The organism is Bradyrhizobium sp. CCBAU 11434 (assembly GCF_028128895.1).
Lineage (GTDB): Bacteria > Pseudomonadota > Alphaproteobacteria > Rhizobiales > Xanthobacteraceae > Bradyrhizobium > Bradyrhizobium zhengyangense.
Genome location: NZ_LBJX01000103.1, coordinates 630,224 through 642,465 on the forward strand (window position 1 = coordinate 630,224; position 12,242 = coordinate 642,465).

A 12,242-nucleotide genomic window follows, 5' to 3' on the forward strand; every position below is an offset into this window, starting at 1 on the left:
ACTCCCGTCAATGACCGGCCATCGCGGGCACTTCGCCCGGCACCATGTCCTCAGGCACGACATCGCCCGGTCCCATCGCATGCTCGGGCCCGAGCTCGCCTTCCCACTTCGCCACGACCGAGGTCGCCAGCGTGTTGCCGATCACGTTGGTGGCGCTGCGGCCCATGTCGAGGAAGGTGTCGATGCCCATGATCATGAGCAGGCCCGCCTCGGGGATGTTGAACTGCGACAGCGTCGAGGCGATCACGACGAGAGAGGCGCGCGGCACGCCGGCGACGCCCTTCGAGGTGATCATCAACGTCGCCAGCATCGCGAGCTGCGTGCCGAGCGGCATGTCGATGTGATAGCTCTGCGCGATGAAGATGCTCGCGAAGGTGCAGTACATCATCGTTCCGTCGAGGTTGAACGAATAGCCGAGCGGCAGCACGAAGCTCGAGATCCGCGACGAGGCGCCGAAGCGGTTGAGCCCTTCGAGCGTCTTCGGGTAGGCCGCTTCCGAGCTCGCGGTGGAGAACGCGATCATCAGCGGCTCGCGGATCAGGCGGAGCAAATGGCTGTAGCGCGGCCCGATCACGATGAAGCCGACGGCCACCAGGATGCCCCAGAGGATGAACAGCGAGAGATAGAAGCCGCCCATGAACACGATGAGCTTCCAGAGTACCAGCAGGCCGTTCTTGGCAACGGTGGCGGTGATGGCGGCCCAGACCGCAAACGGCGCGAACATCATCACATAGCTCGTCACCTTCAGCATGATGTGGCCGAGGTCGTCGATCAGCGACAGGATCTGCTTGGAGCGCTCAGGCAATGCACCCATCGCAACCGAGAAGAACACCGCGAAGATCACGATCTGAAGGATCTCATTCTGCGCCATCGCATCCGCGATCGAGGTCGGGATCAAATGGGTCAGGAATTTTTCTAGCGAGAAGGCGGAGACCGCCAGGCCGGTCGACTGTCCCTTGTCCGGCAACGTACCGGGGAAGTTGGCGCCGGGCTGGAGCAGATTGACCATCACGAGGCCGAGCATCAGCGAGACGAAGGATGCGCTGATGAACCAGCCCATGGTCTTGGCGAAGATGCGGCCGAGCTTGGAGCCCGATCCCATGTGGGCGATGCCGCCGACCAGGGTCGCGAACACCAGCGGCGCGATGATCATCTTGATCAGGCGCAGGAAGATCACGGCGACGAGGTTGATGGAGGAGGCCCAGTCGCCCCGCGTGTCGGGCAGGAAATTGTAGATCGCCGAGCCCATGACGATGCCGAGCACCATCGCGCCTAAAATGTATTGCGTAAACCTGTTCGACATTAATGACCCCCGCTACACCGGCCGCTTCATGATGTCGCAGATATGACAGCGACGCAACACGCTTTGCGTGCGGTCGCTCGATCCGGATGTTCCCGTTGCGAAACTGCACGCGGCGATCTAGCCTTCATGCAGCGCACAACGAATGCGGCTTGCACGTTTTGTTTGCGGCAAGTGCTTCAATAAACATCAAACAATCAGAGAGGGAACGCCATGACTGGAAGCGTCAATCGCCAAATTCTTCTGGTGGAGAAGCCGAGCGGAAAGCTCGGCCCCGAGCACTTCAAGATGGTCGATGGCGCACTGCCGGAACCGAAGGACGGCGAGGCACTGCTGCGCGTGCGTTACATCTCGCTCGACGCTGCCAACCGCGCCTGGATGCACGGCGCGACCTATCGCTCGGCGGTCGAAGCGAACAGCGTGATGGCCGGCGGCGGCATTGCAGAGGTGGTCAGCTCGAAGGCGCCTGAGCTTGCGCCCGGCGACATCGTGTTCGGCGACACCGGTTGGCAGGAGTTTGCTACAGTGCCCGCAAAGCAATTGACGAAAATGCCGAAGCTCGAGCCGATGACGCATCTGCTCAGCGTGTTCGGCATCGCCGGCCTCACCGCCTATTTCGGCCTGCTTGAGGTCGGCAAGCCCAGGGAGGGCGAGACGGTCGTGGTCTCCGCCGCCGCGGGCTCGGTCGGCTCGATCGTCGGACAGATCGCCAAAATCAAAGGATGCCGCGTCATCGGCATCGCCGGTGGCGCGGACAAGTGCCAGTGGCTGACGTCAGAGCTCGGCTTCGATGCCGCCGTCGACTACAAGGACGGTGCGGTGTTCAAGGCGCTGCGCGCAGCGGCGCCCAAAGGCATCGACGTCTATTTCGACAATGTCGGCGGCGACATTTTGGAAGCCTGCCTGCCGCAGATGAACAATTACGGCCGCATCGCCTGCTGCGGCGCGATCTCGCAATATGACGGCGCGCCGTCGGCGCACGGCCCGCGCGGCGTACCCGGCCTGATCGTGGTGAAGCGGCTTGTGATGCAGGGCTTCATCGTGATGGACTACATGAAGGACAGCCAGTGCGCGCTCGCCGATCTGCAGGCCTGGGTGAAATCCGGCAAGCTGAAGGTGCAGGAAGACATTATCGACGGATTGCAGAACACGCCGAAGGCGCTGATCGGACTGCTTGCCGGCGAGAACCGCGGCAAGCGCATGGTCAGGCTCTGACGACGTATCGTCTGAGCATGATCCTTTCGGAAAACCGCTGCACACTTTTCCGGATCATGCTCTAAGTTACGTCGCAATTCCACCGGCATTATCTACTTGCGGTAGTGGTCAAAGCGGCCAAGATATCGCTCGCGAGGCATCACTCGCGACGATTGCAATTGCATTACACATTTAGAAAATCGTCGGCGTTACCGACAGGGCAGGAATTCACTCAAATGTTCAACACGTTGAAACACGCATCAACGCGTCACGCGTTGCTCGCCGCAGCACTCTTCGCAACTGCAACAAGCGCATTCGCGCAAGCGCCGACCGAGGCCCAGAAGAGCGCTATCCGCTCCGCATGCCGCTCGGATTTCATGGCGCACTGCGCGAGCGTGACGCCGGGCGGCGTCGAGGCATATCAATGTTTGCAGAGCCACATGTCGAGCCTGTCGGCGGGATGCCAGACCGCGGTTCGCGCGGTCGAGCCGGCAGCAGCGCCCAAGACCGAAGCTGCGCCGGCAAAATCCGAACCGGCCAAATCTGAACCTGCCAAATCCGAACCAGCCAAGACCGAAGCGGCTCCCGCCGCCGAACCCGCGGCGAAGCCGGCCGCCGAAGCTGCACCGAAGGCTGCTGCGGCAAAGCAACCGGGCGGCGCTCAGGTCGCTGCCGTCAAGAGCGCATGCCGCGCCGATTATCCCAAGGTCTGCGCCAGCGTGCCGCCAGGCGGCGCTCCCGCGCTGGAATGCCTCGAGAAAAACAAGGCCAGGGTTTCGGCGGCCTGCGCGAAAGCGGTGACTGCTGCGGCCGGTGGCGGCGCAGCGGCGACATCAGCGCCGGCAACCGGCACCGCTGCTCCCGCTGCCGGAGCAGCACCGGCGGCCGCGCCCGCCGTGATCGTTCTGCGCCCGCTGCGGCCGCGCGAAGAGCTGTTCATTGTGCGCTCGGCTTGCGGCGCCGACATTCGCTCGCTCTGTGGCGGCGTAGCGCCGGGTGGCGGCCGCATCGTGCAATGCATCGCCAGTAATGCGGCGTCGCTGTCGCCGGCCTGCAAGGACGTGCTTGCACCATTCGCTGCGCGATAAGCCGCACGCAACTCGCGGCGCCATCAATCTTGGGCGGCGCGCGTGAATTTTCGCGCGCTCCTCGCGACTAATCATTCGCCGATATCAGATTTCAATCACGACAAGACCGGGAGAAACGACATGCGTGTACTTCTGCTGATTGCGTCCGCGCTACTCGCCTTCGCGACGACGATGACCTTCGAATCCTCCGACGCCAATGCGGTGGTGTGCGCCCGCGGGGTCTACCGCGCCGGTTGCGCCGGACCGAACGGCGCCGTCGTGGTTCGCCACCCGGTGCCAGTGGTTCGCTGTACCAGGGTGCTGGTGAACGGGGTCTACGTGAAGCGCTGCGTCTGACGCCCCCCGGGTGGTCAATCCGGCGCGGTTTGGCTATGATTCGCAATTGACGGGTTTGGGCACGCGCGACGCGCGTGCCCACGGCCGTGCTGCGGCGCACCTCGCCTTGCCAATAATTCCGCTGGCGTGGGAGACCGGAGCCCATTAGTCTACCCTGAGATAGTAAGTATACTGTCAATTAGGGAGGCAGGATTTGCGGATCGCCGTGATTGGCGGGGGGCCCGGCGGGCTCTACTTCGCCTATCTCTGGAAGAAGCGTCACCCCGAGGATCAAGTCGACCTGTTCGAACAGAACCCGGCCGACGCGACCTGGGGCTTTGGCGTCGTGTTCTCCGACCAGGCGCTTGAATTCTTGCGCGCCGACGACCCCGAGACGGTCGATGCAATCGCGCCGCATATGGAGAGCTGGGAGAACATTACGCTGAATCTCGGCGGCGACAGCGTCGCCATCGACGGTGTCGGCTTCTCCTCGATTGGCCGGCTGGAACTCCTGCAATTCCTGCAGCAACGCGCGCTCGATGTCGGCGTCACCCCGCGCTTCGACACCCAGATCCAGGCGATCGACCAACTCAACGGCCACGATCTGATCGTCGCCGCCGACGGCCTCAACTCGCTCGTGCGCCGCGCCTATGAGGGCGATTTCGGCACCTCGCTGTCCTACTCCTCCAACAAATTCGTCTGGTACGGAACCTCGAAGCGTTTCGACACACTGTCGCAGACCTTCGTGAAGACCGACCGCGGCGCGTTCAACGCGCATCACTATCGTTATTCGCCGAACATGAGCACCTTCCTGGTCGAGTGCGATCACGCGACCTGGCAGGCCTACGGCTTCGCCTACAAGGACGTCGAGCAGTCCAAGGGCGTGTGCGAGGAGGTGTTCGCCGACACGCTCGGCGGCCACTGCCTGGTCTCCAACAAATCGGTCTGGCGCAATTTCCCCTGGGTCTGGAACGAGCACTGGTCGTTCAAGAACATGGTGCTGATTGGGGACGCGCTGCACTCGGCGCATTTCTCCATCGGCTCAGGCACGAGGCTCGCGATCGAGGACGCGATCGCGCTGGTCAAGGCGCTGGAATCGGACGCCCATCTGTCGACCGCGCTGCATCGCTACCAGGCCGCGCGCAAGCCCGTGGTGCAGAAGCTCGTCAATGCCGCACGCACCAGCGCGTTCTGGTACGAGCATTTCGCCCAGCACATGCAGCTTGGCCTGATGGACTTCGCCTATAGCTATATCACCCGCTCCGGCCGCATCGACGATTCCCGACTGCGCGCGATGTCACCAGCCTTCATGGCGCGCTACGAGGCCGAGAAGAGCAGCGGAGACGAGGCAGGCGAGGCGACGGCATGACCAACGCGATACAGGACCAGGTGCCCGCGGACAGCGCGGGCGCCCGCGAGATCGGCTTTGCCGTTCCCGAGATTTACAATGCCAGCCGCGTGCTGTTCGACAATCTCGCCAAGGGGCGCGGCCACAAGCTCGCGCTGATTGGCCCGGCGGGCACGCGGAGCTATGCCGAGCTTTGCGCGGAGGCTTGCCGTTGGGGCAACGGCCTTGCCTCACTCGGCCTGACGCGCGGCGATCGCGTGCTGCTGTTCCTCGACGATACGCCGGCTTATCCGGCCGCCTTTTTCGGCACCGTGCGCGCCGGCTTCGTACCGTTGCTGATCAATACGCTGACGCCGCCCGATCTCTTGCAATTCTATCTCGCCGATTCCGGCGCGGCTGTTGCGGTGGCGGATGCCGAATTCTGCGCGCGCTTCAATGCCGAGGCCTGCAAGGACACCAGCCTGCATACGCTGATCGTCGTCAATGGCGCGATCGGCGACCACGCTGCGCCGAAGGCGATAGAAGCCGCGGATTGGCTGTCGCAATTTCCGGCGGAGCTGGCGGAAGCTGAGACCGATCGCAACGAGATGGCGTTCTGGATGTACTCCTCCGGCTCGACCGGCCGGCCCAAGGGCATCGTGCATCTTCAGCACGACATGGCCTATAGCGAGCTTGCTTTTGCGCAGAGCGTGTTGAAGCTGACGCCTGACGACATCTGCTTCTCGGTGCCAAAGATCTTCTTCGCTTATGGCTTTGGCAATTCCATCACGTTCCCGTTCTCGTCAGGTGCAGCGACGCTGCTGCTGCCGGGCCAGCCGAAGCCGGCTGCGATCTTTGCGGCGATCGAGCAATACAAGCCGACGGTGTTCTTCGGCCTGCCGACGCTCTACACCTCGCTGACCAAGGCTGAGGGCGCAGCCGGAACAAATTTCTCGTCCCTGCGCATGGCACTGTCAGCCGCGGAAGTGCTCTCGGCCGAAGTCTTCAACGGTTGGAAGTCGCTCACCGGGCTCGAAATCGTCGAAGGCCTCGGCTCGACCGAGGTGCTGCACATCTATCTCTCCAACCGACCCGAGCAGAAGAAGCTCGGCGCCGCGGGCTTGCGCGTGCCCGGCTACGAGGTCGCGCTGCGCGACAAGGACGGGCGCGACGTCGGCGACAACGAGGAAGGCATCTTGTGGGTGCGCGGCGATTCCAACACGCCGCTGTATTGGAACAGGCCGGACAAATCCGCCGAGACCATCCGCGAGGGTGGCTGGATCTACACCGGCGATCGCTTCGTCCGCAACAGCGACGGCTTCCACTTCTTCCGCGGCCGCGCCGATGATCTCATCAAGATCTCGGGCCAGTGGGTCTACCCGCTCGAGGTCGAGCTGTGCCTCGCCGACCACCCCGACATCCGCGAATGCGCGGTGTTCGCCGCCGAGCTGCCGGATCGCCGCATGACGCTGAAGGCGGTGGTGGTGATGAACAACCGCGCGACCGACCAGAGCGAGGCGACGCGGCGGTTGCAGGATTACGTCAAGGGCAAGCTGCTGCCGTACAAATATCCGCGCGAGGTGATCTTTATCGACGAACTGCCGAAGACGGGCACGGGGAAGATCGATCGGCAGGCGTTGTTGCGGATGTGAGGCCGGCGATGTCGCCACCTCTCGGTGTCATCGCCCGCGAAAGCGGGCGATCCAATATTCAGAGGCAGTCGTGATTGAACCGAGAGGCCGCCAGCGTACTGGATTCCCCGCTTTCGCGGGGAATGACAGCGGAGAATTTTACCCCGCCTTGCCCAGGTGCTCCAGCGCATCCTCGGCCCGCAGCGGCACGCGCGAGACTTCGTTGTTGAGATCGACGAGCTGCGACATCAGTCCCATCAGCGCCTTGCGCTCGGTGGGCTTGAGCGGCTCCAACATGCGCGCCTGGGCGCGTTCGACGGCGGGGATGATCTCGCGCAGGATCGCGGCGCCTTGCCTGGTCAGATAGAGCAGCTTGATGCGCTTGTCTTCGGGCGCCGGCTTGCGCTCGACAAAGTCCTTGGCCTGGAGACGTTCGATCACGCTGCCCAGCGTCGAGCGGTCGAACGCGATCACCGCCGACAGCCGCGTCGCGTCGATGCCGGGATGGGTGTGGATCGCGATCAGCGCCGCATATTGCACCGGCGTGAGGTCGAACGCCTTGCACTCCTCCATGAAGATCGAGACCGCGATCTGCTGCATGCGCCGGAACAGATAGCCCGGCGCCGCATAGACCGCTTCCATCGTGATCGGAGGCAGCGGCGGCTTACTCGGCATCGGGCTGCTTCTCCGGTGCGGCGTTGGCGAAGGCCGGCAGCGCCTTGGCGGCGGCCTCGGCCTTGAGCAGACGCGGATAGGCGGAAACGCCGACGCCGAAGCGGCGCGCATTGGCGAGCTGCGGCACCAGGCAGAGATCGGCAAGCGTCGGAGCAGCGCCAAAACAAAATGGACCCGGCTCGTCCATGATCAGCGTCTCGCAGGCCGACAGCCCCTCGCGATTGACCCAGGCGGCCCAGTCCTGGACCTTCTCCTCCGGCAGGCCCAACTCGCGCAAGCGCGCCAGCACCTTCAAATTTTGCACGGGATGAGTGTCGCAGGCGATCGCCAACGCGAACGCCCGCACCTTGGCGCGCTGCAGCGCATCCTTCGGCAGCAGCGGCGGGTTGGGATGCGTCTCATCGAGCCACTCGATGATCGCGACAGATTGGGTCAGCACCGCTCCCGCGTCGTTCTCCAGCGCGGGCACCAGGCCCTGCGGATTAATCGCAAGATAAGCGGGCGCGCGCTGCTCGCCCTTGCGTAGATGATGCGGCAGATGCTCGGCGCCGAGGCCCTTGAGGTTGAGCGCGATCCGGACGCGATAGGCGGCGCTGGAGCGGAAATAGCCGTGCAGCTTCATCAAGACCCTCCCGTAAAGTTTCTTGCCCGTCATTCCGGGGCGGTCCGCAGGACCGAACCCGGAATCTCGAGATTCCGGGTTCTCGCTTCGCGAGCCCCGGAATGACAACGACCTTGTACGTCGCTCGTCAAGTTGACGCTACCTAAATTGTAAGTATACTGTCAATCAACAAGACGAGGGAGGCTCACCATGAAAGCCGTGACCAAGACGCCGGAACGCGAGGCGTTCTACAAGAAGATCGACGGCGAGAATCTCACCGCGCTTTGGACCGTGATGAGCGATCTGATCACGCCCGAGCCGAAGAGCGCCTGCCGGCCGCATCTCTGGAAGTTCGACATCATCCGCGACTACATGACGGAGGCCGGCAAGCTCATTACCGCCAAGGAAGCCGAACGGCGCGTGCTGGTGCTGGAGAACCCGGGCCTTCGCGGTCAGTCGAAGATCACGACCTCACTCTATGCCGGCGTGCAGATGGTGGTGCCCGGCGACGTCGCGCCCGCGCACCGGCATAGCCAGTCGGCGCTGCGCTTCGTGCTCGAGGGCAAGGGCGCCCACACCGCGGTCGATGGCGAGCGCACCGCGATGGAGCCCGGCGATTTCATCATCACGCCGTCGATGACCTGGCACGATCATTCCAACGAGACCGACGAGCCGATGTTTTGGCTCGACGGTCTCGACATTCCGCTGGTGCAGTTCTTCGACTGCTCCTTTGCGGAAGGATCGAAGGAAGATCAGCAGAAGATTACAAAACCCGCAGGCGACAGCTTTGCGCGCTATGGCCACAATCTCTTGCCGGTCGATGTGAAGCGGTCATCGAAGACCTCGCCGATCTTCAGCTATCCCTACGCCTACACCCGTGAGGCCCTGGAGAAGGCCAGGACCAGCCAGGAGTGGGACGCCTTCCACGGTCTGAAGCTGAAATTCAGCAACCCGGAGACCGGCGACTTCGCGATGCCGACCATCGGCACCTTCATCCAGCTGCTCCCGAAAGGTTTCAAGACCGCGCGTTATCGCGCGACTGACGCGACCGTGTTCTGCCCGATCGAGGGCAAGGGTCGCAGTCGTATCGGCGATGCCGTGTTCGAATGGGGCCCGCGCGATCTGTTCGTGGTGCCGAGCTGGCAATGGGTGACGCACGAGGCGGACGAGGACGCCGTGCTGTTTAGTTTCTCGGATCGCCCGGTGCAGCAGAAGCTGGATTTGTTTCGCGAGGATCGCGGCAACGCTTGACGTTCACCGGTCTCGTAGGGTGGGCAAAGGCGCCCTTGCGTCGTGCCCACGTCTTCGCGACTCATGAAGAAATGGTGGGCACGCTTGCGCCTTGCCCACCCTACGGCTGCGGTGACTCTGGCTAGCGCCAGTGCAGCAGCTTGATTTCGAGAAGATTGATCACCTTCCCCACGACAAGCCCGAACACCGACAAGATCACCACGCCCGCGAGCAGTTGATCCGTCTGCATCAGATTGCCGGCCTGGAGCACGAAGGCGCCGATGCCGTATTGGGCGCCGATCATCTCCGCGCTGACGACAAGCAGCAGCGCGACCGACGCCGTGATGCGGAAGCCGGCGAGGATCGCGGGCAGCGCGCCGGGCCAGACCACCTTGCGCACGATGGTGGCAAACGGAACGTTGAAGCTCTGTGCCATGCGAATGAGATTGCGCGGCACGGCGTCGACACCGCTATAGACCGAGATTGCGGTCGAGAAGAACACGCCGAGCGCAATGGTCGCGATCTTCGGCTCTTCGCCGATGCCGAGCCAGAGGATCAAGAGCGGCAGCAGCGCGATCTTGGGAATCGGAAACAGCGCCGAGATGAAGGTGATGCCGACGCTACGCGCCAGGCGCGACAGGCCGATGGCAAAACCGACCACGACACCGGCCGCCGTGCCCAGCAGCCAGCCGACGCCGATGCGCAGCAGCGAGGCCGAAAGATGCTGCCAGAGCGCGCCCGACATCGCGAGCTCATAGATCGCGCGCACGATGGCCGAGGGTGCCGGCAGGAATAGCGGATTGACAAGCCTGGCACTGCCGGCCGCCTGCCAGATCGCGATGACAAGCGCGAGCGCAATCCAGCCGCCAAACCGGCTGCTGGCGGGGACGAAGCCCGCACCGCGGAAGCGGACGCGCCGCGTCGTTTCGTTGGCCGACGTCTCGGTCGCGCGATCAAGCATGCTGGACCTCGCGTTCGGCATCGATCGCCTCGTTGCGGATCAACGACCAGATCTGGTTCTGGAGCGCGAGCAGTTTTTCGCGCGCAGCAGCTTCACCCCGCGCCGCCCTTGTCATCGGCACGGCAACGACCTCGCGAATACGGCCTGGTCGCCGTGACAGCACCACAATGCGGTCGGCAAGCCGCGCGGCCTCTTCGAGATTGTGCGTGACATAGACCGCGCCCATGCCACCATCGGCGAGCAGGCGCACGAAATCTTCCATCAAGAGTTCGCGCGTCTGCGAATCCAGCGCCGACAGCGGTTCGTCCATGAGGAGAATGGCCGGCTTCACCGCGAGCGCGCGCGAGATGCCGACGCGCTGGCGCATACCGCCGGAGAGCTGCTTCGGATAGGTCTTGCGAAAATCAGTCAGCCCCGTCCGACGCAAGGCATCCTCAACCAGCGCGCGGCGCTGCGCGGCCGAGAGCTGGGTGTGCAGCAGCGGGAATTCGACGTTTTGCTCCACCGTGGCCCAGGGCAGCAGCGCAAAGTCCTGGAACACGAAGGTGAGCGGATTGAGACTGTCCGCCGGCGGCGCTCCCCGCAGTTCGGGCGCGCCCGAGGTCGGCTGCAAAAGCCCGCCAAGGATCGACAACAGGGTACTCTTGCCGCAGCCGGAAGGACCGACGATCGCCACCACCTCGCCAGCGCTCACCGTGAACGAGATGTCGTCGAGCACGGCGAGATCGCCGAAGCGATGACTGATGTGATTGGCGATCAGGTCCATCTCACGCTCTCCTTCTCGAACCGTCATCCTGAGGCGCGAGCATTGCGGTGCGAACGCACCGCAATGGGAGCCTTGCGGAAGGCCGCAAGCCCAGCACCTCAGGATGACAGGGTGAGAGAAGTGCGCGCAGCATCAATCCGCCTTCACATATTCCTTGGCGATGATCGCATCCGCATCATAGCCCTTGTCGGCAAATCCCTGCTCCTGGAGCCATCTGATCTGGTTGTCGACGTTCTTCACGTCGAGCTTGCCGTCAGGGTCGATATAGGCGCAGTTGCCGACCACCTGCTCGACCGGCAAATTGGTGTACTTCGCGATGATCTCCAGCAGCGGCTTGGTCTTGTCGTTGATCGGAGCTTTGCCGTCCTTCATCGAAGCCAGGATCACGTCGTGATATTCGCGATCGGCCTTGGCGAGCACGCCGAGGAATTTCGTCACCAGAACCTTGTTGGTCAGCGTCTTCGGCGAGGCGAACACTGCGCCGAGCTGCCACGGCGTCTCGTCGCCGACCCAACCCAAAAACTTCGCGCCGCCATCGTCCATCAGCTTGCGCGCCGTCGAGATCGGCAGCAGCGCCGCATCGACGGTCTCGCCCTTCAGCGCCGCCGCTGCGTTCGACAGCGATTGCAGCGGCACGATCTTCACGTCAGAAAGCTTGAAGCCGTATTTGTCGGCGAGCAGGCCTAGCGAATAATGGAAGGATGATCCGACCTGGGTCATCGCGATGCGCTTGCCCGCAAGATCCTTCGGCGTCTTCAGGCCAGCAGCGTAGGCGTTGTTGCTGGCGAAATAGCCGATCAGGGGATAGCCGGCCCTCTCGCGGCTCATGCCGCCGATCACCTTCAGCACGCCCTTGCCGGCGAGATTGTAGAGGCCCGCGGTGAAGGCCGTGACGCCGAAATCGACGTCGCCCGAGGTGGTGGCAACAGCGATCGGCTGCGCCGCGTCGAAAAACTTCAGCTCGATGTCGAGGCCGGCGTCGCGGAAATAGCCCTTGTCCTGGGCGATGAAGACGGGCGCAGAGGACGACAGGCGGAGCACGCCGACCTTGGCCTTCAGCGCATCCTCCGCCCTGGCCATGCCCATCGCCATCATAGCCAAAAGACTAAGTGCCGCGACCCGCGCAATCCCGATCATCCCGCTTCCTCCAATAT

The 12,242-nt window shown here is 63.4% G+C and carries 12 protein-coding genes; 6 read left to right on the plus strand and 6 right to left on the minus strand.

What is annotated here, in order from left to right; translation table 11 throughout:
• Positions 1 to 7: 7 nt before the first annotated feature.
• Positions 8 to 1,303, minus strand: a complete 1,296-nt coding sequence (locus tag XI06_RS43135; protein WP_237859959.1) for a dicarboxylate/amino acid:cation symporter — start codon at positions 1,301 to 1,303, stop codon at positions 8 to 10.
• 210 nt (positions 1,304 to 1,513) lie between these two features.
• Here XI06_RS43135 and XI06_RS43140 point away from each other — a divergent pair, with 210 nt between their 5' ends.
• From XI06_RS43140 to XI06_RS43160, 5 genes are all read left to right on the plus strand, one after another.
• Complete coding sequence (locus XI06_RS43140) at positions 1,514 to 2,515, plus strand: NADP-dependent oxidoreductase (RefSeq protein ID WP_271608062.1); 1,002 nt, start codon at positions 1,514 to 1,516, stop codon at positions 2,513 to 2,515.
• 215 nt (positions 2,516 to 2,730) lie between these two features.
• On the plus strand, positions 2,731 to 3,582 hold the full coding sequence (locus XI06_RS43145) for a cysteine rich repeat-containing protein (protein ID WP_271608063.1): 852 nt from the start codon (positions 2,731 to 2,733) through the stop codon (positions 3,580 to 3,582).
• A gap of 120 nt (positions 3,583 to 3,702) precedes the next feature.
• Positions 3,703 to 3,918 carry a hypothetical protein gene (locus XI06_RS43150; protein WP_237859965.1) on the plus strand — a complete coding sequence of 72 codons (216 nt, stop codon included), beginning with the start codon at positions 3,703 to 3,705 and terminating at the stop codon, positions 3,916 to 3,918.
• 193 nt (positions 3,919 to 4,111) lie between these two features.
• Positions 4,112 to 5,266, plus strand: coding sequence for an FAD-dependent monooxygenase (locus XI06_RS43155; RefSeq protein ID WP_237859968.1), 1,155 nt, complete (start codon positions 4,112 to 4,114; stop codon positions 5,264 to 5,266).
• Positions 5,263 to 6,876, plus strand: coding sequence for a benzoate-CoA ligase family protein (locus XI06_RS43160; protein WP_271608064.1), 1,614 nt, complete (start codon positions 5,263 to 5,265; stop codon positions 6,874 to 6,876). Before XI06_RS43155 ends, XI06_RS43160 begins: the two co-directional genes overlap by 4 nt.
• 138 nt (positions 6,877 to 7,014) lie before the next feature.
• On the opposite strand, the gene XI06_RS43165 is transcribed toward XI06_RS43160, so the two are convergent.
• Positions 7,015 to 7,530, minus strand: coding sequence for a MarR family winged helix-turn-helix transcriptional regulator (locus XI06_RS43165; protein WP_237872154.1), 516 nt, complete (start codon positions 7,528 to 7,530; stop codon positions 7,015 to 7,017).
• Positions 7,520 to 8,152, minus strand: a complete 633-nt coding sequence (gene maiA, locus XI06_RS43170) for a maleylacetoacetate isomerase (RefSeq protein ID WP_237872156.1) — start codon at positions 8,150 to 8,152, stop codon at positions 7,520 to 7,522. The genes XI06_RS43165 and maiA overlap by 11 nt, the downstream gene beginning before the upstream one ends.
• Positions 8,153 to 8,341: 189 nt before the next feature.
• Between maiA and gtdA the strand changes: the two genes are divergently transcribed.
• Positions 8,342 to 9,382, plus strand: a complete 1,041-nt coding sequence (gene gtdA / locus XI06_RS43175) for a gentisate 1,2-dioxygenase (protein ID WP_271608065.1) — start codon at positions 8,342 to 8,344, stop codon at positions 9,380 to 9,382.
• Positions 9,383 to 9,503: 121 nt separating this feature from the next.
• Here gtdA and XI06_RS43180 read toward each other — a convergent pair whose 3' ends face one another.
• The 3 genes from XI06_RS43180 to XI06_RS43190 all read right to left on the minus strand — a co-directional run bounded on the left by XI06_RS43180 (position 9,504) and on the right by XI06_RS43190 (position 12,225).
• Entirely contained in the window at positions 9,504 to 10,322 is an 819-nt protein-coding gene (locus XI06_RS43180) for an ABC transporter permease (protein WP_237859983.1), read from the minus strand.
• Positions 10,315 to 11,088, minus strand: a complete 774-nt coding sequence (locus tag XI06_RS43185; protein ID WP_237859985.1) for an ABC transporter ATP-binding protein — start codon at positions 11,086 to 11,088, stop codon at positions 10,315 to 10,317. The genes XI06_RS43180 and XI06_RS43185 overlap by 8 nt, the downstream gene beginning before the upstream one ends.
• A gap of 132 nt (positions 11,089 to 11,220) precedes the next feature.
• Positions 11,221 to 12,225, minus strand: coding sequence for an ABC transporter substrate-binding protein (locus tag XI06_RS43190; RefSeq protein WP_271608066.1), 1,005 nt, complete (start codon positions 12,223 to 12,225; stop codon positions 11,221 to 11,223).
• Positions 12,226 to 12,242 lie beyond the last annotated feature (17 nt).